Origin of the sequence: Flavobacterium palustre, from assembly GCF_014639535.1 — a bacterium.
In the GTDB taxonomy this organism is placed as follows: domain Bacteria; phylum Bacteroidota; class Bacteroidia; order Flavobacteriales; family Flavobacteriaceae; genus Flavobacterium; species Flavobacterium palustre.
On sequence record NZ_BMGA01000001.1, the window covers coordinates 694,148 to 719,385 of the forward strand.

Sequence of the window (25,238 nt, forward strand, 5' to 3'; positions counted from 1 at the left end):
ATTATTACTTTTGTTTTTAATTTTCAAACTAGCAACTTGAAAGATTCAATTATTTGCACTGGATTACAATTTTCTACCAAAACGCTGAATATAAAGCTACTAATATACCCCCAATAATCATTGCTCCTACTGCAAAGCCTCTGCTGACATTAAACATGTTTGTATCGATTTCTAAACCTTTTGCTTTCTTTCCATTTTTTTCATCTATTAGACTTATCAAAATCATGAGTAATACACAGATTACGAATACAAATCCCATTCTGTCCAAAAATGGAATTTCATAAACCATAGATTTGTCCTCCTGTTCTACTAATGTTGCAAATCCAGTACTACTCAAAAATTCCAAATTCATAATATTAGGTAGGAATTTAAAAATTACCGATAATACAAATCCTCCAATTGTTGCAAACATTGCCGCATTAGAACTTGTTTTTTTCCAGAAGAAACCTAAAATAAACATGGCAAAAATTCCAGGGCTCACAAAACCGGTATATTCCTGAATAAATTCAAAACCTCCTTTTTTATCAATTCCTAACATTGGTGCAATAATTACAGCAATAAGCATTGAAACCAAAACTGTAGTTTTACCCACCTGAACTAATTTCTTTTCGGTAGCATCAACATTCAACTTATTTTTATAAATATCCAATGTAAAAATGGTAGAAATACTATTCACCTTACCTGCCAATGAAGCAACTACAGCTGCTGTTAAAGCTGCAAATGACAAACCTTTTAAACCTACTGGTAATAAATTTAATAGTACAGGATAAGATCTATCCGGATTCATTACTCCGTCAGGACCTAACATTTCAGTTTGCAATCCTCCTTTTGAATAAATTACATAAGCAGCGATACCCGGCAATACTACAATAACAGGCATTAATAATTTCAAAAAGGCTGCAAATAAAATTCCGGTTCGGGCTGTTTTCAAATCAGCTCCTAAAGCTCTCTGTGTGATGTATTGGTTACAACCCCAATAATTTAAATTTACAATCCACATTCCTCCTAATAAAACTGTTAAGCCTGGTAAACTTGGAAAATTAGGATTGTCTTTTTTGAAAATCATATGAAAATGATCTCCAGATTGATTCATCATATAATTGAATCCTTGTACTATTCCGTGTTGTCCATTCAATTCAGCCACTTTGTCTAAGGCTAAATAAGTGGTTACTAATCCTCCGAAAATTAGGAAAACCACCTGAACCACATCGGTATAACCAATAACTTTCATACCCCCTAATGCAATAACAATAGCAAAAAATGCTAATGCATACATACAAAGTGTCAAGTCAATTCCTGAAATACCATTGATAGCCAAGGCACCCAAATATAGGATTGAGGTCAAATTCACTATTACGTACAGCAACAACCAAAAAACCGCCATAATCATGGCCACATTTTCATTGTATCTTTCACTTAAAAATTGTGGCATGGTATAAATTTTATTCTTTAAATAAACCGGAATAAAAAATACTGCTACAATGATTAATGTCAAGGCTGCCATCCATTCGTAAGTAGCAATGGCTAATCCCATTTTAAAACCATTACCAGACATAGCAATAAATTGTTCTGATGAAATATTAGAAGCAATTAATGATGTACCAATTGCCCACCAGGTCAAAGAACCTTCTGCTAAGAAGTAATCATGGGATGCCGAAATTGATTGCGTTTTTTTACGTATATAAACCGAATAACCATATCCTGCTACAATAAAAAAATAGACAAGAAAAACCATATAATCGGCTAATTGAAGTGAGTTCATAAATTTGTTGTTTAATTATTTTAAGTTAATATTAATGTTCACGAATAAAAAAAGCAGCAAATAACAAACATTATTATATTGAAAAATTCTTGCCCCTTTATTGATTAAAAATATTGATTGATTTTTCTAAAAGTTAATATTACAGCTACGCAATTACAATCCTTCTTATTGAAAACAATTTTGTTTAGGTCTCCTAATCATTATTTCCTTTTTTAATTTCTTCCTTTTACAAAACAGAATAAGACATTATCTATAAGCTAATTATACCCTACTATACTATTTGTATACATAATTTTATTTTTGATTGCAACAGAATAAACATAGTAACTATTACAATTTTTGAGAGCCCCATTTTTCATCTAATCCCTCTATTTTTTGCCTAATTAGAAACCTTATCTTTTGTATGAACTTTATTAATTTCATATTAGAAATACACTTTCTTAAAACTTATATTGCAACAAGATTTCATTTGTGTTTTTGGCACTTGCCAGCTGAGGCATCGTACTTATCTCAAACGAATAACCTAGCAGAAAATGTTTTCCAAGTAGTACTGATGCAAGTGATCCATAAGAATTAGATGTTCTATACATTACACCAATATTAAAATTATTTTCAATTTCTAACATAGTTGTAAAATCTGCTATAACAGAACTATCTTTCGAATAACGCATCATTACTGATGGTTTTAAAATTAAATCAGTACTGTAACTATTAAGCTTAATATCATATCCTCCACTCAAATAAAATTGTGGACTCTGTGAAACAACCATTGCATAATCTGATTTATTAGCTGCCCTATTTGTTTTTAAAAACATCGGAACTGATAAAGACACATACATCGATTCGTTTTTGTAAACCGCTCCAACACCAACATTTGGATTAAAATTACTGATTGATGCTAAAGCTTGATCTGATTCTACTCCGTAATTTTGTAAACCAGCCGTATTTACATTATAAAAATTACCTCCTGCTTTAATCCCTAAATAGATAGACTGATTTGTTCCTAAATCTAATTTATACGATAAATCAAGAGCTAAGTAAGTTTGCTTTTCAATAAACGTTTTATCGTTGAGTACATCAAGACCTATTCCTAAGTTATGACCCAAAGGAGTTGAAAAAAATACGGTTTGTGTCTCTGGGGCATCTTCGATACCAGACCATTGACTTCTAAGTGTACCACTAACTATTGTCTCATTGTCGACACCGGCATAAGCTGGATTAACAATGTTCATATTATAACGATAAAAAGCCGAGACACTTTCTTTCTGAGCAAATGCTGCACTACTCATTACGAGTAGTGCGCATATTACCATTTTATTAATTGTATTCATTAATTAATTTCCTTTTAAGCATATTATTTAGCAATGTACAACCAACCTTGTGAGTCGATATTTCCATCTCCCCCTAAATCAATTTGATAAAAATAAGTTCCAACTGGCACAAACTGATTGTTTCGTTGGTTTCTTCCATCCCATTGATTTTGGTAATTATTCGAAGAAAATATCTGAACTCCTTTAGTATTAAAGACCCTAACAACTGTATTTGGATATTCCTCTATATTTTGGATTACCCAATAATCATTAATTCCATCACCATTTGGTGTAATTGCCTGAGGTACTTGTAATGAAGAATCAAGAATTTCAAACGTAAAAGTAGTACTAACACTTCCTCCTGAATTAGTAGCTGTAATAACATAATCTGCTTCTGGAGTAATATACTTAGGTTTACCACTTATTTCACCTGTATTTGTATTCAAATTTAGACCTGGAGGCAAACTTGGTGTTACAGAATAACTTACTACCGCACCTCCAGCTACTGTAGGGAAAAAAGCCATAACTACTTTATCCTTTTTAAAAGTAATTGAATCTGAATAATATAACCCAACAGGAGGAATATCGTTAACAGTAATGGATACATATGTAACAATACTACCTGACAATAAAGTCGCTGTAACGGTATAATCAGTCGCAGCTGTAACTGTAGTTGGTGTTCCAGATATAATTCCTGTTGTTGTGTCTAAACTCAATCCTGCTGGTAAAGCTGGACTTACACTATAACTTACCACTGTTCCACCGCTTACTGTTGGGTTCAAGGCTGTAATAGCTGTTCCTTTAGTAAATACATTTGGAGTTGAATAACTCAAAGAACTTAGCGCAACATCATTTACTGCAATAGATACTGTTGCCGTTGTACTTCCTCCTGTATTGGTTGCAGTAACTACATAATTCGCTGCTGTTGCAATCGCTGTTGGCGTTCCTGAAATTACTCCGGTTGTAGTATTCAAACTCAATCCTGCTGGTAAAGCTGGATTTACACTATAACTTACCACTGCTCCTCCACTTACTGTTGGATTCAAAGCTGTAATAGCTGTTCCCTTAGTAAATACGTTTGGTGTAGAATAACTCAATTCACTCGGTACAACATCATTTACAGTAATAGATACTGTTGCCGTTGTACTTCCTCCTATATTGGTTGCGGTAACTGTATAATTCGCTGCAGCTGCAATCGCTGTTGGTGTTCCTGAAATTACTCCTGTTGTAGTATTCAAACTCAAACCTGTTGGTAAAGCTGGATTTACACTATAACTTACCACTGCTCCTCCGCTTACTGTCGGATTCAAGGCTGTAATAGCTGTTCCTTTAGTAAATACATTTGGAGTTGAATAAATAAATGCACTTGGTGCTACATCATTTACTGCAATAGATACTGTAAAATTGGTACTTCCACCTGTATTGGTAGCGGTAACTACATAATTCGCTGCAGCTGCAATCGCTGTTGGTGTTCCACTAATTACCCCTGTTGTTGTATTCAAACTCAATCCAGATGGTAAAGCTGGATTTACGCTATAACTCATTACTGTTCCGCCGCTTACTGTCGGGTTCAAGGCTGTGATTGCTGTTCCTTTAGTAAACACGTTTGGAGTTGAATAACTCAATGCACTTGGTGCAATATCATTTACTGCAATAGATACTGTAAAACTAGTACTTCCTCCTGTATTGGTTGCAGTAACTACATAATTAGCAGCTGAAATAACTACTGTTGGCGTTCCAGAAATTACCCCTGTTGTAGTATTTAAACTCAAACCTGCTGGTAAAGCAGGATTCACAGCATAACTTACTACTGCTCCTCCACTTACTGTTGGAATTAAGGCTATTATAGCTGTCCCCTTAGTAAATACGTTTGGAGTTGAATAACTCAATGCGCTTGGTGCTACATCATTTACGGCAATAGATACTGTAAAATTGGTACTTCCTCCTGTATTGGTTGCTGTAACTACATAATTCGCTGCTGCTGCAATCGCTGTTGGCGTTCCTGAAATTACCCCTGTTGTTGTATTCAAACTCAATCCTGATGGTAAAGCTGGATTTACACTATAACTTAACACTGCTCCTCCGCTTACTGTTGGGTTCAAGGCTGTGATAACTGTTCCTTTAGTAAATACATTTGGAGTTGAATAACTCAATGCACTTGGCGCAACATCATTTACGGCAATAGATACTGTGAAATTGGTACTTCCTCCTGTATTCGTTGCTGTAACTACATAATCTGCTGCTGCAATCACTGTTGGTGTTCCTGAAATTACTCCGGTTGTAGTATCCAAGCTTAGTCCTGCTGGTAAAGCTGGACTTACGCTATAACTTACAACTGCTCCTCCACTTACTGTTGGGTTCAAGACTGTAATAGCTGTTCCTTTTGTAAACACGTTTGGAGTTGAATAACTCAATGCACTTGGCGCAACATCATTTACTGCAATAGATACTGTAGCTATTGTACTTCCTCCTGTATTGGTTGCGGTAACTGTATAATCGGTAGCTGTAAGTAATTCAGATGGTGTTCCTGAAATTACTCCGGTTGTAGCATCCAAGCTTAGTCCTGCCGGTAAAGCTGGATTTACGCTATAACTTACAACTGCTCCTCCGCTTACTGTTGGGTTCAAAGTTGCAATAGCTGTTCCCTTTGTAAATACGTTTGGAGTTGAATAACTTAAATTAGTTGGTGCTACATCGTTTACTGCAATAGATACTGTGAAGCTAGAGTTTCCTCCAGTAGTAGAAGCGGTAACTACATAATTAGCAGCTGAAATAACTACTGTTGGCGTACCAGAAATTACCCCTGTTGTAGTATCCAAGCTTAGTCCTGCTGGTAAAGCTGGACTTACACTATAACTTACTACAGCTCCACCGCTTACTGTTGGATTCAAGGCTGTAATAGCTGTTCCTTTTGTGAATACGTTTGGAGTTGAATAACTCAATGCACTTGGTGCAATATCATTTACTGCAATAGATACTGTAAAATTGGTACTTCCTCCTGTATTCGTTGCTGTAACTACATAATCTGCTGCTGCTGCAATCACTGTTGGTGTTCCTGAAATTACTCCGGTTGTAGTATTCAAACTCAATCCTGATGGTAAAGCTGGATTTACGCTATAACTCATTACTGCTCCGCCGCTTACTGTCGGGTTCAAGGCTGTGATTGCTGTTCCTTTAGTAAATACATTTGGAGTTGAATAACTCAATTCACTTGGTGCTACATCGTTTACTGCAATAGATACTGTAAAACTAGTGCTTCCTCCTGTATTGGTTGCGGTAACTATATAATTCGCTGCTGCTGCAATCGCAGTTGGCGTTCCAGAAATTACCCCTGTTGTAGTATCCAAGCTTAGTCCAGCCGGTAAAGCTGGATTTACAACATAACTTACTACTGCTCCTCCACTTACTGTTGGGTTCAAGGCTGTGATTGCTGTTCCCTTTGTAAACACGTTTGGAGTTGAATAACTCAATGCACTTGGTGCAATATCATTTACTGCAATAGATACTGTAAAGCTAGAGTTTCCTCCAGTAGTAGAAGCGGTAACTACATAATTAGCAGCTGAAATAACTACTGTTGGCGTTCCAGAAATTACCCCTGTTGTAGTATCCAAGCTTAATCCTGCCGGCAAAGCTGGATTTACGCTATAACTTACTACTTCTCCTCCGCTTACTGTTGGGTTCAAAGCTGTGATTGCTGTTCCCTTAGTAAACACATTTGGTGTAGAATAGCTCAATGCACTTGGTGCAATATCATTTACAGTAATCGATACTGTAGCTATTATACTTCCACCTGTATTGGTTGCGGTAACTGTATAATCTGTAGCTGTAAGTAATTCAGATGGTGTTCCTGAAATTACTCCGGTTGTAGTATCCAAGCTTAGTCCTGTCGGTAAAGCTGGACTTACGCTATAACTCACTACTGCTCCTCCACTTACTGTTGGAGTCAAAGCTGTGATAGCTGTTCCTTTTGTAAATACATTTGGTGTGGTATAACTCAACCCAGATGGAGCCTCAATAGTAGCTTTATCTGCTTTGACCATAACATTCGATAAAACTGTGGCTGTTACATCAGCAGGATCATTATGTTTTGGACCATTTACATTAGGAAACCAACGTAAATAAACCGTATCTTTTCCTTCTGCTTCGGCAGGAAGAACTCCACCTATTGAAGTGATAGAATTTATATTAATAGTTGTCAAAGCTGAAACATTGACAAAGTTCACACCATCTAAAGAATATTGAAAAGTCCATTCATCACATCCATAATAGTATCCTATTAAACCAGAAGACACATTAATATTTTTATAACCCACCGTAGATAAAGTTGTCATAAAATAGAAAAATTCTCCCCTATCGTTATTCCAGACACAAAAACCATTTGTCCCAGCTCTGTTTTGAAGTCTAACGTTTGGCGCTACAGAATTGTCCGTAACATGATAAGCAGCAAGAGTAGGTCTATTAGAAGCCTCAGCATACAATTCTGCCACTCTAGGATTAGCATATTGATCATTTTTAAATGTCCAAGCTGCAATAAAAGGTTCATTAGTAAATGTACCAGTAACGTTTGTGTTAGAATTTATAGTAACGGATTTACTTAAATCCGTAGAGAAATCAGACCAATTACTAAATTTAATAATTGGATTTTGCAGAGCAGTAACCGTTACATTTGTACCGTTTTCATAGATCGAGAAGCCCCCATCTTTTCCAGGAGGCGCAATTGAAAACTCTCCAAATCCTAATGCTCCCAGAGAAGTAGTTGTTAACGTATACGTTGGGATTGCTGCAAATTCTGCAATCAAAATAGTATTGGCATTAATAGTAAATGTATAAGGATTTGCTGTTGAAATTGTGGTACCGTTTCCATCAGTCCATCTCGAAAATGCATATCCGAAATTTTTAGTAGCTGTAAGAGTTATTGAACTTCCAGCGGTGTATGATGCCGCTGACGGATTAGCATCAATATTTCCAGAATTTGATGGAGTCACAGAATTTGATAATGTATATAATACTGCACTAGCATCATTAGTAACTTTTTCAAAATAATCGACATTACATACATACGTATATCCTACCGCAGGCCTAAAAACCAGATATAAATCATGAGTTCCTGTAGTTTGCGTGATAGCTGCTGAAAAAATCTGATAAGTAGTCCAAGAACCTGTTGCTTTTATATTTGCAGTACCTATTAAAGTACCGTCAACAGCATCAATTCTAAATTCAATGGTACCCACTGCAGTACCCACTGTTGTAGAAGCTCTACTTGCTGCTGCCACATCAAATCGGGTATCATATTGACTAAATTCAAGCCCTGCAAATTTAACCCAATATCCATTTTTTAGATTTCCAATATTTTTACCTCCTGATGCAGTTGCTGTGTTTTCAATAGACACACCATTAAAAGCACTATAATTTTCGGCTTCATATCTGGTAATGGTTTCCGAGTACCCCATCACTGTAAAAAACAACAGCAACAAGGTAATTAATAATTTATTTTTCATCTTGGTTGGTTAGTTTAATTGTTAGTTATAAAAACTCCGGAGATTCTTATGAAAATCCGAAGTTTAGTAGTTTGTCATAGATTTATTATTTTTTAGTTATTATAAAATTTGTATTTTTTTATTGTACTTCTCTCAATATTTATAGCAAGACAATACTTGTTGTTTTTTTCAAAAAACGGTTTTAATAAAGCATAGGTATCCCATACATTTTAAATCATTTTTAAAATGCCTTACTAATCAATATTTTAAGAAAATGTTTTTTAAAAAAGAATCTGATGTTTTTTTTGGATACGTTCCTTTGACTTCACTGTTCTAGCAGTAAATTCTGTACTTGTATATGATTTTACCGCACCACTATATTCAAAAGTAAAATCGATATCTTCCTCAGTAGAAACCAATTTACTATTTGTATAATGACTAGCTACACCTTTACCTACGAAATTTACTTCATAGTTATTGCTATTTTCAACAACAGTAAAAACACCACTAGTTGGTTTTATACTAACGCCATTAGCTACCATTAAACCCTTATCAGTAGATGTAATATTCAATCCTAAAATAGATTCACTCCATGATGTAAAAGTAAAGGGAGTTCCTTCTGAAAACTCACCTAAATTGTAAGTCCCAACAGCTAATTTTTTATCAGTTGATGTTAATAATTCAAAATAAACAACAGCAGAAGTTTCCCCTGCTCCCGAAAGCGTTTCAGAACGTACCGTAAAGTCAATATTATAAGCATTACCTACCTTACCATAATTTTCTATGTAGCCTTGAGTAAGATTAACAGTTTGATCACCCATGGTGAGAGCCCCCTGATTATTTGTGTTTTGATTACTATCATCACTAGAACAAGCGATAAAAAAAGTAACTAAAACCAATGAAAATAATTTGATTAAAGATTTCATAATTGAATTAGATTTTAAAAATGCATTCTAAAATACAGGAGGCAAAACCATACGTTTTACCTCCTTATTTTAAAATTTATTTTATGATAATTTTAGTAGACATTCCTGTTTTAGCACTTTGAATAAGATAATATCCTGAAGGCAAATCACTCACAGAAATCTCAGTTTCAACATCTTTAGTTTCTACTTGTTTAACCAATTTACCAGTTATAGAAACTATATTCACAGTATCATTTTCAACAGAAGATTTTAATGTAACATTACTTTTAGCAACAGTTGGATAAGCATAAAATTCTTTTAATTTTTTCCAACGTGCATATACAGAAACATTTTCTGTTTGATTTGCATCAAATCCAGTTACTGGATTTGAATGGTTCTCATCTAAAAACCAACCCATAAAACGATACCCTCTACACTCAGCATCTAACAACTCGTAAGTTGATCCGATTTCTATTGTTTTCAAATTAGAATTGATTGCCAATTTAGGCATGTTTAAGTATGAAACCGTATAAGTTGTTGGCGCCGCATTGATTGGTCTATTATTACCCCCATCGCCCCAAAAAGCGTACAATGTTTGTGTTCCTGTAGCGGTTGCTGCGATAGACTTTATTACTCCAGGTACTGTTGGCGAATTTGACCAACCAAAGAAAGTATATCCTTCTAAGACCGGAGTTGGTAATAATGTTACACCACCTTGTCTGTATTCTACCGGCGCAAGACCTGTTATAGGTTGTCCGTCAATTGAATTTAGATAAGTAATTGGAGAAAATGTAGCCGTTGTTTTTAACCATCTTGGATCTCCAATAGCTCCAGCGGTTGAAGAAGCGGTTGCCAAAGGCGAATTTTGAGAAAAACTAAAATCTCCTAGAGCTGGATTTGGGAACACCAATGCAGTAAGACCCAATCCACTAACTGTTTTCACATTAGTTTCCGTTTTAGTAACAGTTCCTTTTACAAGAATAGAAGTAACCCCATCCACTAAATTATTATCTAAAGTAGCTGCTCCTGCACCACTAGCATGGTTTGAATAGAACATGTAAGTTGCTTTTGGACTATCCAATTTTTGTTGCATCACATTATTCTTGAAACTATAGACAGAAGCCGAAGCATAAGGATTATTCACATATACTAAAGCATTCGTATCCATACTACCTACATTATAAATGGTATTACTTTCTATCTGAACATTGATTGCTTGAGCAGTGTTGGCACTGTTTTGCAATGCAATGAAGTTCAACGCTTTGTCGAAATTGTAAATCGTCGAATTTTTCACAGTGATTGCTTTTAGCAAATGTGCGTCCGGTTGGATAAAATTATAGCCTAATGCAGCCGAACCATCTACAATACAATTATCTAAAGTGATTGCATCAATCGCATTTGCACTACTACCTTCCGTTAATAACAAACTTTGTTTGATTCCTTTGATAGTAGCATTTTTGATTTCTAATGAAGACAAACTAGCTCCATTTTTTAATTGAATAAAGTTTGAATTAGCATTAGTTAAATCAATAGCCACTCCATCGAAACTGAAACCAGCTGTTACAATTGTAGCATTATCAGTATAGAAAGTAGTTGCTAAAATTGGCTTAGCACTTCCATCCGGAACAAAACGATATTTGTTATTTGTAATAGCTAATGGAGTTGTCGAAGTATAGGTACCAGCAGCCATAATAAATTTACTACCATCTTCGGCTTTATTGTATTTCTCAACAAAATCAGTTGGATTAACATAAACATCTAAACTCCCGTTTTGATTATCTGTGATGTTTTTAACTATTCCGTATAAATACACTTCAACGTTTGTATATTGACCATCAAGAGTAGTTAAATTACCATCAATCGGATTATTAGGATTCAAACCTTTTTCCGTTTCCCAATCATCAGGCATCCCATCACCATCAGTATCTACAGGCGCAGGTGCAGTAGGTAAAACAGGCCATCCACCTGTAGCAGAAGGAGTATCAATATACCCATTAGTACTACCGTTACCTCCATTCATAATAGTTGCATTTCCATTACGAGTATCATTAACGGCTCTTTGATCCACCTCATCTCTATATAAGCTTGCCCCGACATAATCTAAAACTAATTCATACGCTTTGGTTGCGCTATGAGTTGTAATTTCACCTGGTGCATGCGGAGTAGCAGTACGCATAGCCGCTTTATCAGCATCACTTACTGGTAATTGGCTGTAGTGAAACTGGTCATATACTCCATAAGTCCAGTTGTCCTGAGTAGCACGTGTAGATCCTACAACATAATTACCATCTATATAAAATTTACCCCAAATACCATAGAGAGCATGTGTTGGGTCTAAACTTCTACCTGTGGACAGTATTCTTTCCTTGGTAGAATTAGAAGTTCCCGGCCCTGGTTTCCAATAATTATTTACCAAGTTCACGTTCATGGCATCACCACCGTAACAGCTATTCGATCCCCAGTTGTAAATCACATTGTTACGAATATCTAACAAGCCTTCTAAAGGTACTGTACGACCTGCGTACTCCCCTAAACGCGGATTACGGCTATCATGATGCGCTATCAAATTATGATGAAAAGATGCTTTTAAACCACCCCAAATTCCACCAAAACCATGGCCACCTTTAGCATGAACCGAATTACGAAGACTCTCCGAAATTACAGACCATTGCATGGTGAAATTTTTATTTTCATAAAAAGAAGCACATTCATCGGTTGACCAACTCACAGAACAATGGTCAATCATAATATTCTCTTGGAAACGTCCTCCTAAAGCATCATTTTCTATATCATGAGTATCCCCCATTCTAAAGCGCATATAACGCACAATGACATTGTTACCACGAATTTTAGCATTGTAATCCTGTAAACAAATACCTCCACCCGGAGCTGATTGTCCTGCAATGGTAATATTATCTGTAATATTCAATTCACTTTGTAACTTAATGTTACCAGAGACTTTAAACAATACAATTCTAGGACCACTTGTATTAATCGCTGCACGTAAAGAACCAGCACCAGAGTCATTCAAATTAGTCACATAAATCACTTTACCACCACGACCTCCGGTTACATATTTACCATAACCTTCGGCACCCGGGAAGGCAGGAACTCCGGTTGGACTACCCCCCCCTCCAGTATTGCTACTGCTTACATCAATCTTACCAAAACCTGTAAAAAATTGTGGATGGGTTGTACTATCATAGGATCCTTCAGCTAATTCAACGCCATTAAGTGTAAATGTTTTAACCTTAACAATCGTATTTAAAACAGCTTTTCCTGTCTCTGTAAAATTAATGTTCAGGTTTTCTCCGGCTGCCTGCTCATGGCTAAAAATAACCTGATTATCCTGACCTACATTAATAGTTCCGGAACCAAATGCATTAGCTGAAGATCCTTCTAATGCAGTGATATAATTAAGCCCATCATATTTAGTACTTTTCTGTGTTAAATCCCAAGTACCGTTAAACTCTGTATTATCTCCTTTTATAAGTAATACTCCTGTATTTACTACACTACCCTGACCTATATTGAGTGGAATTATATTTCCGTTACCTGAAATTGGCCCTGACAATGTCATTGTAGTTTGATCAGCATTGGTAGATTGCATATCAAATCTCACATTCCCTGAAATCACCAGTGGTGCTTCCAGTGACATTCCGGCTGCGCCGGTATAATAATACATACTAGTACCTTCTTTTAAGATTAAACTTCCTGTTGCTTTATGAGCACCTCTTAAACGTAATTTTCCACTGCCTGAAAAAGTAAGATCAGCAGCAAAAATAGTAGCGGTTGTTTCAATTTCCTTTGTCACGGAAACTTGTTTACCCGCTTCAGGGAAAACTGCTGGGTCAAAGTTTGTTGCAACATCCCAACTTTTGTTTGTAGCTCCTGTAAATACATAATCAAAATTAGTTGGTGGAATTACCGAATCAGGCTGATTATTTCCATTTTCACCCCAAAAAGCATAATATATCTGGTTTCCTGTAGCAGTAGTTGCTATTGCAGTAATTGTATTAGGCGTTGTTGCTGAAGTTGACCATCCGTAAAATGTATAACCTTCTAATGCAGGTGTTGGCAATGTTACCGCTGTACCTTCTGTATAAGTTATTGGAGTTAAATTAGCTATTGCAACATTCCCAATTGAATTCATATAATTAATTGAAGATGTCACTACTCCACCAACTGTAACCTTACTTAAAGCACTTAAACCTCCATAAGCATTGGCTGCCTGAACAGTATATTCATGAGAACCTGTAAGTGTTTCAGTATCTGTATAAGTAGCATCTGTTGTAATAGCTAAGAATTTTCCATCTCTACAAACCACATAACAAATAGCGTACTGATTAGCATTCCAAGAAAGAGCATTATTCTGTCCCATTACTAAATTGGCTGGAGCAGCAATTTGCTCAACAATTTCTAACGGATTCCATTTATCAGCACCACTTAATACATTTTCAATGGTATAAGCGTCTGCTTGCTCTTTAGTCAATACTGGATTATAATTTCCAGTTGTAGGAACACCATTTAATAAAAACACATTGGTTCTGTTGTCTAAATTTACTTTTACTCCACTTCCATTCACACTATTATATTCTGCAAAAAGAGCCGGTAATGTTCCCATACTCGCCCAACCAGTGGCATTTGGTTCCACCAACATTTTAGTATTCAAATAAACTGCTCTTGGTGAATTTTGCCAAGGACGGCCTAAATAATAACTTGTTGCAGCCGAAATAGTACAGTTATTGAAAATATACCCATATTGTACATTAGCATCATGGTTTGGAGCCACGATATAACCTGGAGCTACTGAAACTAAATTACATTGCTCGTACCAATGTGTTCCTCCTCCACAAATAAAATCAACATCTCCTTCAATGGTCGAATTATAATAGAACGTTCTGTTACCACCTGTAACTTCTGTATCCTGCTTACTTCTTAATCGTACACCATTATAAACATTACGGTCACCGGCAGGATTTATTGCAGGACGTTGTCCTGATGTAGTAATTCCATCTTTATGTTCAACGGTTACATTTTCCATATATAAGTCATTGGCTTCAATGGCCAAAACTGCATTCTTAATCCCCCATCCTGGATTACCTTGAAGGATAACACCATCTTTAGATTGAGCAATCAAAGAGACATTATTTTTTCCGGCAGGAAGCGTTAACAATACTGATTGTGGATTGGTTCCATCACCACCTAAATTATAAGTTCCATTGGTAATAAACACCAAATATCTGGATGCTGAATTACTCGGAGCTTTAGTAAAAGCTTCTGCAATTGTTTTTACATATTTACCTGAAGCTATCTGATCATCAGTTGCATTAGCATCAACAATTAAATCAAAATTACGCTTAGCAGGAATTGGTTTCTGCATCGTTGTAAAAGATAGATTTACAGCTGCTGCATTGTTAGCTGATAAATCTTTAACAAATCCTGCAGGCAAACTAAAAGTATATTGTTTGTTATATTCTAATCCAAAATAACTAAACTTTACCGTTTTGTTTACAAATTCTGCAGTCAGATTTTTTCCGTTTAAAGTTGCCTGACCTGCACCTAATTGTACTGATTCGTCATAATTTAAAATAATCGTTCCGCTGGCACTAGCTGTTGTAGCACCTTCAACAGGGATACTGGTTTGTAATACCGGAGCAGTAGTATCCACTACTAAAACCTCATCGGCTTTTACAATAACGTTTGAAATAATTGTAGCTGTAACATCTTGTGGGTCTTGAGCTAGAACCCCATGTTTTGGACCATCCACATTAGGGAACCATCTCAAATAAATTTTTTCTTTCCCTTCAGCTTCAGCTGGTAATACCCCACCTATTGAGGTTATCGAATTTGTATTTATTGTTGTTAATGCAGACACATTTACAAAATTCACCCCATCCAAAGAATATTGAAAAGTCCATTGATCTGCACCATAATAATAACCTATTAAACCAGAAGACACATTAATATTTTTATAACCTACCGTAGATAAAGTAGTCATAAAATAAAAGAATTGTCCACGGTCAGAATTCCAAACACAAAAACCATTTTTACCTCCTCTGTTTTGCAATCTCACATTGGCTGCTAAGGTGTTGTCTGAAACATGGTAACCAAAAAGTTGTGGTCTGTTTTCAACCTTAGAATACAATTCAGCAACCCTAGGATGTGCATATTGGTCATTTTTAAAAGTCCAACCTGCAATAAAAGGTACATTAGCATAATTAGCAGTGACTGTAGTATTTGAATTTAAAGAAACCACTTTACTCACTGTAGTTGATCCATCATCCCAATTACTGAATTTTATAAGGTCATTTTCAACCGCTGTTATTGTCACATCGGTTCCTTTTTCATAAATAGAAAAAGCTCCATCTTTTCCGGCAGGACTAATAGTATAATCTCCTAAGCCGAATGCTCCGGCAACATTTACTGTCAAAGTAAAAGTTTCTAAAGTTTCATATTCAGCTACCAAGCTAGTATTTGCCGTGATAGTAAAAGTATATGGATTGGCTGTAGAAACCGTAGTTCCATTTCCATCTGTCCATCTTGTGAATTTATAACCGAAATTTTTATTGGCTGTCAAGGTTACTGCTGTACCCTGATTAATTTGAGTTCCCCCTGGGTTTGCTGTAATTGAACCTCCCGCAGTTGGACTCACTGATGTTGTAAGAGTATAAAGTACCGCACTAGGATCGTTAGTTACCTTTTCAAAATAATCTACGTTAAATAAATATCCTGTATTTGTAGGATGTTTAAAAACAAGATACAAATCATGTGTACCTGTGGTAGAAGTGATACTGGTTGAAAAAGTTTTATAATCTGACCAACCTGTACTTCCCGACACTATTGCTGTACCTATCAAAGTTCCATCTGCAGCATCCAGTCTAAACTCGACTGTTCCTCCTGTAGCACCGGCAGCTCTTACATCAAAACGACTATCATATTGATTAAAAACATGTCCGGTAAATTTAATCCAGGTGTTATTTTTAATGTAACCTACATTCCCTCCTCCTGAGAGAGCTGTATTCGTTTCAGCCCTTGCTCCTGAAGCCTGATTGAAAGTTTCTGCTTCAATCCGCTGAACGGTCTGCGAAAATCCCATTACTGAAAAAAGCATCAGCAATAAGAACATAACGTATTTTTTTTTCATTTTTTGGTTTAGTTTAGTTAAATAGTTTTTATTTCCTCCTTAATTCTAAATTTCAATAATTTCAAATTGATAAGGTTTATTAACTTGATTCAAGAGTTTTTTTAATTCATATTTTTAAGATTTAAGTGTTAGTAATTGCTTATTTTAATTAGGCAAAAGCAATACAGCTGGATTGTTTCACTGGATTATTTTTACCTGATTTTTAACTGCTTCTTCTAATTTCACTTTATCGAAAGCGATTTTATTAGTAGTTGATTGCAACGAAATGGCTTTGGTTTCAGCACCACCCACCCAGAATAATTGGTTTTCTCCTGTGGCTTTAAAACTTTTAATTTTTACATTTTGACTATTAGAAATACTCGCTGCAATTCCCGGTTTGTCGAGTCTTAAATCGATATTTTCAAAATCAATTTTGCCGGCATAATTCATTTGGATACCAATATCAGAGCGGATAATCATGTTTTTGAATTGCAGATTTTCAACAGGCATTTCGGGAATTCCCATAATTTTCAATGCTTGTTTAGCTCCGTTGACATAAATGTTTTTGAAGTACATATTTCTGAATGCCGGAGTGGTTTCTGAAACTGGCATTTTATCAACAATTACTTCGCCTGTTTGCGGATCTTCTTTAATCGATTTTTCAAAATAGTACAGGTTAAAATTGATGGCATCGGTTGGAATATTATTCATTCGGATATCTTCCATCCAAATATTCTCAACCACACCACCTCTGCCTCTGACAGACTTAAAACGCAAACCACAATCGGTACCGTTAAAGGTTAAGTTTTTAACAAATATATTTTTAACTCCTCCTGACATTTCACTGCCAATCACAAAACCACCATGAGCATGATAGACTACACAATCGGTAATTACAAATAATTCGGTTGGTTTTCCACGGTCTCTTCCTTCTTTATCTTTTCCTGATTTGATACAAATGGCATCATCACCCACATCAAAGCGACAATTGGTTACTGTTCCTATTCTACAGGATTCTATATCCAGTCCATCACCATTTTGAGAATACCAGGGATTGCGAATTGTTAGATTGCTTAAAGTTAAATGTTCGCACATCAGCGGATTGACATTCCAGGCTGGAGAATTTTGAAAAGTTACACCGTCTAGCAACAGCTTTTTGCAATTAACAAGGCTTACCATTACAGGGCGAAGTGCCTGTTTGTAAGGAGACATATTTTCAACCGTAGGTGTTTTAGGTAGCTTATCTTTTTCTTCGTTCCCTATATATGCACCTTCTGACGGATACCAAATTCTACCATCCTTAGACAAAACGCCTCCTGATTTCACCAATTCGCCCCATTGACCTGCGGTCATTTTACCAATTTTAACCGGACGCCAGGCTGAACCATTTCCGTCAAAAATACCCTGACCGGTAATGGCAATATTTTCCAAGCCCACTCCCATAATAGGAGATTCGCAACGAAGCACCTTATTTCCCTCAAAATAAGATTCAATCAGTTGGTACTGATTCAAATCGCTGGTAAAAGATATGAAAGCACCATTTTTAGTGTGCAAATTCACATTGCTTTTCATTTTTATAGGGCCGGTAGTCCATAAACCAGCAGGAATAACAACTACTCCTCCACCTGATTCAGAGCATTTTGTGATTGCAGCATTAATCGCTTTAGTGCAAAGTTCTTCGGTGTTTGGAACGGCACCAAAATCAACAATATTCAAAGTATCCGCTTTAAACCTTGGAATCTGTACCGCAGGCATTTCAAAAGGAAGATTACTTTTTACAGCTGGCTTATTTTGAGCAAAAATTGTATTACTATAAGAAATAGCTGAAAACATTAGCACAGCAATAAAGAAGTTGGTTTTAATTTTTATCATCATTAATCTCTATTTTATTTTTTATGACTATCCGTTTCTTTTACCAATTATTGTGAATGGCACACAGATGAAACGGATTTTAATGGATTATCGCAGATTGTGATTTACCAAAGAGCTATGAAAAATCCGTTTTTATCTGTTCAATCAGTGTCATCTGTGGCCTATTTTTTTTATTTAGTCCGAAGCGGACAGTCATTTTTATTTTTTGTCTAAAATCTTTTGCAATTCAATCCCTGCCATAATAAATGGTCCAACCGCTTTAGCATCGTTATCTCTGATAGGTTCTGAGATATAGTATTCGAATGAACCGTCTCTATCCTGAGGATTTTTACCCCCTAATCCGGCAACGGCGCAGCATTTTGTAATAGAAATTGTTCCATCAGGATTTTCTTTGATGAACTGTTTTAAAACTCCTTCAAAACCAGTCCTCGCAGCATTTAGGTATTTTAATCCAACATATCCTTTGTTATAGGCTTTGGCAAACGAATAAATAAACATGGTTGAACAGGTTGATTCTAAATAATTACCTTGCTTACGAGGCTGATCCATTACCTGCCACCAAACTCCGGAATCTTTATCCTGAGCTTTTAAAACAGCTGCAAATACTTTTTGAACAATTTGTACCAACTCTTTTCGTTTCGGATGATTTTGAGGTACAAAATCTAAAATATCGACCAAGGCCATACAGTACCAGCCTTGCGCTCTACCCCAAACATGAGAAGAGGTTCCGGTTGTTTTATTGGCCCAAAACTGTTCACGCTTTTCATCATAACCATGAAAATTCAGACCTGTTTTAGGTTCAAACGTATGTTTTTGGATTAATTCTGCTTGTAAAATAGCATCATCAATTGCTTTTGGAACATTAAAAACAGCTCCATATTCTGCCGAAAACGGATCGGCCATATAAACCCCGTCAAGCCACATTTGCCACGGATAACTTTTCTTGTGCCAATAACCTCCATCAGAATTTCTTGGATGTGTTTCCAATTGTTTATGGAGTACATCCATTGCTGTTTTGTAACGTTCAGCTCCTGTTTTCTTATAAATTTCAAAAAGTATTTTTCCGGAGTTTACAAAATCAAGATTGTACTTCTCTAGTGCATAACCTCCAAGAATTTTTCCATCCTTATCTATCAATTGGTCCGCATAACTAAGTCCGTAATCCCAATACTTTTGTTCTTTGGTGTAATCAAATAATTTCTGATTAGCAAGACACACTAAACCGTTAGTATAATTCCACTTCGGAAATTTCACACCATCCAGATATACCGGATTAGGGACTCTTTTTTGATCAGCATCGGCCATTTTTTTAGACCACTCAATGGGTGGAATTCCCTGAAAACTAACTTTCTGATTTGATTGCCCTGATGAAATCAAATGGCAAAAGAGTAAAGAAAAAAGGCAATATTTAATTTTACTTTTCATAATTACAAAATGTATTTACTCCTGTAAACTAATTGATAATGACGATTTTTTAACATCATTATTACTCACTACTTCGAACCAATCATAATTAGCATAACTACTATCATTTACAGTCTTGGTTCCAGTTGCAAAAAGTCCTATTTTGGCTCCAACCCAACGACCGGCAGCCGGCTTAAAAGATTTTCCAAGTACATTAAATTTTTTACCATCCAAGCTGTAATAGAACGTAACCTTAGCATCAAAAGGCTCTTTGTCCTGAATCATTTCTACTTTTGTTCTAAAAAAGACTTCTTTTTGTTGAATAGGCAGTGAGGCTAATTCAATTTCGGTTTCTTTAGAAGTACGGGCATTTTTCATCGAACGTTGTACTAATTTGAGCTTTCCTTCATTGTCTTGCTCAATAGCGATATAGGCATAATCTTCACCAAATATGATAAGTCCCGTACTGCATTTTTTGGCATCTGGATTATTCTCAAAAGTTACTTTAGTTGTTGCCGTAAAATTATCAGACGGAAATTTTTGTAAAAACAAATTTGGCATCATCCACATGGTTTTCATTTCTTCAGGACGTGGAATACAGTTCAGTCTTAAAAAACCTAAATTAGCAGAAGACCATCCCCATTGTTCACTAGGATTTTGATTAGCTTGCCACTGCCATTGTAAACCATACTGATGCGAATTGAACTGGTCTGAAGATTCTAAAGGAGTTATGGGATAATTGCGCCCTACATTAGGTTTTTTCCATTCTTCAACAGGTTCACCTATACCATCATTATTGGTATCAACGCCTATAATTGGCCAGGCATTCTTCCAAGTTACCGGTTGCAGATGAAGAATTCGTCCATAAGCCCAACGATCCTGAAAGTGGATAAACCAGCCCTCTCCGTTTGCTGTTTCAACATAGGCTCCTTGATGAGGTCCATTTACGGCTGAATTCCCTTGATTTAAAACAATTTTCACTTCATAAGGCCCCCATATATTCTTGGAACGCATAGCCAATTGCCAACCCGGTTTTACCCCTCCTGCAGGAGACCAAATCCAATAATAACCTTCTTTTTTATAAATTTTAGTTCCTTCTGCAGTTGTATGACCATCATGACCATCAAAAACCAAAGCCGGATTTCCAATTAATTTAGTTCCATCTGCAGCCATTTCAGACAACATCAAAACGGTTTTTACATTGGCGCGACTGCCTGCAAAAGCATAAGACAAATAGGCTTTACCGTCTTCATCCCAAAACGGACAAGTATCAATGATTCCTTTTGCTTCTTTTACCAATACCGGCTCATCCCAAATACCTGCGGGATTTTTGGTTTTCACCATATAAATTCCAAAATCCGGATCACCCCAATAGATATAATACTCTCCGTTATGGTATCTAATAGATGGAGCCCAAACCCCATCGCCATGACGAACGGTGCGATAATGATCAACAGGAACCTGTTCTTGTAAAGCATACCCAATTAATTTCCAATTGACCAAATCCTTTGAATGAAGAATAGGCAGCCCAGGAGAACTATTAAAACTCGAAGCAGTCATATAATAGCCATCCTCGCCTGCGCATACATCCGGATCTGAATAATCAACATGGATAATTGGATTCTTGTACTTCCCATTGCCTAAATCGGCATTCCATACCTGAGCATTTGTCTCTAGCGCACAAACTGTCAAACTTAATGACAGTAGTAAGTGTCTTAATCTCATTTTAAATGTTTTTTAATCAAATAGGTATAAAGAAGTATCCATTGCGGATACTCCTTTTTAAACCTATTTTATTTAGAAATTGTTAATAGTACATATTTAAGGCAGCCATCTGGTATCTCCTACTCTGTTTGTAACAATTGGAGAATTAGAATCCTTAATCATTAGATTTCCTTGTGTAGGATTCACAAATAAATCCTGTGCACTAATACCTAACTCAGTTCCCTGAATAGCCGAAGCACCAAGCAAATAATTAGTGGTAGTATAATTATTTCCATAAGTGGTAGTTGTATTGGCAGCAATGGCCTGAATTACTTTACCGCTGGCAGAGGCTAACAATACATTTTTAAATATTAATGTAGAACCAACTGCCGAAGGAATATTGATTAAAGATCTGTTATAAGCATAATCATACAAAGTGATGTTTTGGTACTCCAAATGAATTGGATAGGCAGAAGTACCATAATCAAATAAGTTTTTGAAATTTCGATTCAAATCGGTCGTTTGATAATGATCTCTCATGAAAGTACAATTAGAGAATACAGCACTTTTAATATTATCAGCACCACCAGAACCACAAACAAAAGTACCGTAAGGACCGGTATGACCTCCTACTTCGTCTAATGTAGAATAGCTCATGTCAAAACTTCCAATTTCCTTGTATTTTCCACTACCCTGATGTCTCCAGAAACCTCTTTTGAAATAATTGAAAACACAATTGTAAATAGAAATTTCATCCACTGTCCATGAATTTCCACTATTAAAGAAATAACTGGCATCAATGGTTTGATAAAAACGAATATTTTCAAAGGAAATACTTGATATCACGGATCCTTGGGCAATATTCCATGCTCCATTAAGTTCAATTTGTGGTCTTTCCCCCTGAGTACCTCCTGTTAATTTAAAACCTTTAAGAATTTCAAAAGGTGTTACTTTAAACAAAGTACCTGCTTCTAGAAAATATTCTGTTCCTTCCGGAATAGCTGGATCTGCATTATTTTGACGCAATAATGCATCTAAATCCATACCTGCCGTTACAATAATTGTTTCTGCCGAAGGACCTGCTGTACGGAAACTTACCTGATTATAAGGTTTATCATAACGTCTTGGTTTATTGTTATCAAAGACATTCAGATTATATAAGGTATTTTTTTCCAAACCTGTTAATATTGCCTCTCCTTTTAAAATTTCTTCGGCTGTTAAATAACGCCCAACTGCCGGAACATCTTTATTAATTGCAGGTTCAACCGAAATACTGTCTACCGGATTTTGTGCATCAATAATCCAACTAACCTTTACTTCATTCTCACCAATATTAATTTTTTCAACCTTATTAAGTATCGATGCATAAGGAGGACGCTCTTCTGTTAAAGCACTGGTATAAGCCCATTGCGAATTGTGAACAGCATCAGCATGATTCGCTCTAAGACGAATATAAAACTGTGTTTTATATGGAATGTCATCCATAAAAATTTGCGTATCAGTGACAGTAAATGATTTATACAAACTTTTATAATAATTATCAGTATGTAATTCTACCGTATAAGATTCTGCATCATTTATTTTATACCAAACTAGAGCAATGGAGTTACTTTCAACCAATGGAGCTGCTAATACAAATTTTGGTGAAAATAAATCGTCTTGTCGGTTGTAAATCAAATTGTCAGCCTGACAGGATTTTAACATTACCCCCATTAGCAATAAGCTAATGAAGGATAAAATTTTAGTTACTATTTTTGAACTTTTCATAATCTATTGGATTTAATAGTTAAAACCATAATAATTCTTAATGGCACCACGGTGATCCGTAATCACTTTTGATGGATATGGACATAAATAACGAAGTGGCTCATTAGGAGATACACTCGAAGCGTTATTGAAGTTTATAAAACCTCTAAAACTCCATTTAATATCATTTCGAGGTTCATAGGATGCAGTTTCGTTATTGAGTGAATACCAGCTTGTAGCAAAAACCTGCTCGGTATAACCTGCCGGACGGGCCTGCAAAATTTCGTCAATACCCTGAATATCTAAAATGGTTCTGGCTGCATTATTAGGGTCTGGTATATTTTTCCAATAAACACTTCCCGGAACCTGATCGATTCCTGGAACAAAAGCACCATTGGCTACTTTACCCCAATTAATTAATTTGTGGTATTGATTGTAGATTACTTCACCAAATTTATTCCAGCGAGCCAAATCAAATTTACGTTTGCTCTCCCCTCCAAACTCCCAGGCACGTTCGTCCATAATAGCCTGAAAGAAACTTTCTTTAGTAGTTTTGGAATTCACATAATTTTCTACTTTTTCTCCCCAATTAACTTCTGCAAATGCTCTTCTTCTTACGCGTTTTAAACATTCCTGTGCATCATTACGAGGTCCAAAACGCTCATTTACTGCTTCTGCATACATCAATAAAACATCAGCAAAACGCATCCATGGAAAATTGACACCTGTACCACTACTACTAGTACTTCCAAGAGGATCATTCATATACAACTTTGACCATTTAGCAACAGCCAAACGAGCCAAATCCAAACGAATTACTTGATTTAGATTCTCGTTGTAAGAAAAAGGAGCGCAAGTCATATCACGTCTTACATCCTGTTTGTCAAACGAGTATAAATAGGTTCCACACAAACTTAAATTTCCAGAAGCCCCCCCATATGGATGATTTCCCTCGGTAATAGGAATACCCAAATAATAAGCATATTGACCTGCAGAGTTTTTCAATAACGGCAATGAAAACATTACATCATCATCAACTGGTGTTTCCCAATTATTTTGTTTCACCCAAAAATCACGGAAACTTAACTTTAAATCATGATGCTGATCCTGGATTACTTTTCCTAAATACTCAATCGCAGTATCATAATACATTTCGTAATTATCACCTCTTACCATCTGACCAATACTTGCAGGATTATTTTCATCAGGACGTAAAGTCCATCCACCACGTGTAAGCGCCAGTAATCCAATTAATCCCTGGTTGAAACTTCTTGAAGCTCTTTCTACACCATAATCCAATTGATTAGCATATTGCATCAATGGCTCCACCGATTTCAAATCATCAATCAAAAATTCAAGAATATCATTTCTATCTGTTACTCCTACATAAAAGTTTTCATCACCGGAAGACGATTTCGTTCTAAATACAACATCCCCCCAAATACGGATCATATCTAAATACACCATTGCACGAAGCGTTTTTACTTCTCCATAAAGTTGGGTAACAGCAGAAGGTGTATCTTTACTGGCCGACTTATAAAGATCTGATTGTTCTATTCCTTCAATTACATCATTAGATAGATTGATAATCTTATACATGGCATTCCATGTGGAATTTAATGTTGTCCAATATGGTTTTGGATCATAACAAGCAAGGTCAGAACCATTTACATTGACCGTGTTTGTGGTTACTCCTGACATTTCAACATCAGTATTCATGTTGAACACAAAAGCAAGACGGCTTGAGTAAGCATCATCAGTAAGCATTAGTGTGTAAACCCCAGCAACGGCAGATTGTATATCTTTCTCTGATTTAAAAACTTCTGCTGTCGAAAAACCTGTATCCGGTTGTACCTCTAAATAGTTTTCGCATGATGTAAAAAACATTGCAAAACTTAACAGAAGACTATATAATATCTTTTTGTTCATCTT

The 25,238-nt window shown here is 36.0% G+C and carries 10 protein-coding genes; all 10 read right to left on the minus strand.

The annotated features are described in order from the left end of the window. Positions 1-73: 73 nt before the first annotated feature. The gene (locus IEV84_RS02865; RefSeq protein ID WP_188492223.1) at positions 74-1,762 is read right to left on the minus strand and encodes a sodium/sugar symporter; all 1,689 of its coding nucleotides are present in this window, start codon (positions 1,760-1,762) and stop codon (positions 74-76) included. 440 nt (positions 1,763-2,202) lie between these two features. Next, the gene (locus IEV84_RS02870; protein WP_188492225.1) at positions 2,203-3,075 is read right to left on the minus strand and encodes a PorP/SprF family type IX secretion system membrane protein; all 873 of its coding nucleotides are present in this window, start codon (positions 3,073-3,075) and stop codon (positions 2,203-2,205) included. A gap of 41 nt (positions 3,076-3,116) precedes the next feature. Further along, the gene (locus IEV84_RS02875) at positions 3,117-8,570 is read right to left on the minus strand and encodes a putative Ig domain-containing protein (protein ID WP_188492227.1); all 5,454 of its coding nucleotides are present in this window, start codon (positions 8,568-8,570) and stop codon (positions 3,117-3,119) included. Between the two features lie 260 nt (positions 8,571-8,830). Then, positions 8,831-9,475, minus strand: coding sequence for a hypothetical protein (locus IEV84_RS02880; protein ID WP_188492229.1), 645 nt, complete (start codon positions 9,473-9,475; stop codon positions 8,831-8,833). 76 nt (positions 9,476-9,551) lie between these two features. After that, positions 9,552-16,601, minus strand: coding sequence for a pectinesterase family protein (locus IEV84_RS02885; protein ID WP_188492231.1), 7,050 nt, complete (start codon positions 16,599-16,601; stop codon positions 9,552-9,554). Positions 16,602-16,778: 177 nt separating this feature from the next. Next, positions 16,779-18,455, minus strand: coding sequence for a glycoside hydrolase family 28 protein (locus IEV84_RS02890; RefSeq protein ID WP_229732578.1), 1,677 nt, complete (start codon positions 18,453-18,455; stop codon positions 16,779-16,781). Positions 18,456-18,650: 195 nt separating this feature from the next. Beyond that, on the minus strand, positions 18,651-19,877 hold the full coding sequence (locus IEV84_RS02895) for a glycoside hydrolase family 88/105 protein (protein WP_229732579.1): 1,227 nt from the start codon (positions 19,875-19,877) through the stop codon (positions 18,651-18,653). 15 nt (positions 19,878-19,892) lie between these two features. Further along, on the minus strand, positions 19,893-21,581 hold the full coding sequence (locus tag IEV84_RS02900; RefSeq protein ID WP_188492233.1) for a glycoside hydrolase family 43 protein: 1,689 nt from the start codon (positions 21,579-21,581) through the stop codon (positions 19,893-19,895). Positions 21,582-21,677: 96 nt separating this feature from the next. After that, complete coding sequence (locus IEV84_RS02905; RefSeq protein ID WP_188492235.1) at positions 21,678-23,327, minus strand: DUF5123 domain-containing protein; 1,650 nt, start codon at positions 23,325-23,327, stop codon at positions 21,678-21,680. 12 nt (positions 23,328-23,339) lie between these two features. Continuing rightward, the gene (locus IEV84_RS02910; RefSeq protein ID WP_188492237.1) at positions 23,340-25,235 is read right to left on the minus strand and encodes a RagB/SusD family nutrient uptake outer membrane protein; all 1,896 of its coding nucleotides are present in this window, start codon (positions 25,233-25,235) and stop codon (positions 23,340-23,342) included. Positions 25,236-25,238 lie beyond the last annotated feature (3 nt).

Coding starts and splice junctions, on each gene's coding strand:
- IEV84_RS02870 (WP_188492225.1), bottom strand. CDS start 3,075: ATGGTAATATGCGCACTACTCGTAATGAGTAGTGCAGCATTTGCTCAG.
- IEV84_RS02885 (WP_188492231.1), bottom strand. CDS start 16,601: ATGAAAAAAAAATACGTTATGTTCTTATTGCTGATGCTTTTTTCAGTA.
- IEV84_RS02865 (WP_188492223.1), bottom strand. CDS start 1,762: ATGAACTCACTTCAATTAGCCGATTATATGGTTTTTCTTGTCTATTTT.
- IEV84_RS02900 (WP_188492233.1), bottom strand. CDS start 21,581: ATGAGATTAAGACACTTACTACTGTCATTAAGTTTGACAGTTTGTGCG.
- IEV84_RS02910 (WP_188492237.1), bottom strand. CDS start 25,235: ATGAACAAAAAGATATTATATAGTCTTCTGTTAAGTTTTGCAATGTTT.
- IEV84_RS02875 (WP_188492227.1), bottom strand. CDS start 8,570: ATGAAAAATAAATTATTAATTACCTTGTTGCTGTTGTTTTTTACAGTG.
- IEV84_RS02890 (WP_229732578.1), bottom strand. CDS start 18,455: ATGATGATAAAAATTAAAACCAACTTCTTTATTGCTGTGCTAATGTTT.
- IEV84_RS02880 (WP_188492229.1), bottom strand. CDS start 9,475: ATGAAATCTTTAATCAAATTATTTTCATTGGTTTTAGTTACTTTTTTT.
- IEV84_RS02895 (WP_229732579.1), bottom strand. CDS start 19,877: ATGAAAAGTAAAATTAAATATTGCCTTTTTTCTTTACTCTTTTGCCAT.
- IEV84_RS02905 (WP_188492235.1), bottom strand. CDS start 23,327: ATGAAAAGTTCAAAAATAGTAACTAAAATTTTATCCTTCATTAGCTTA.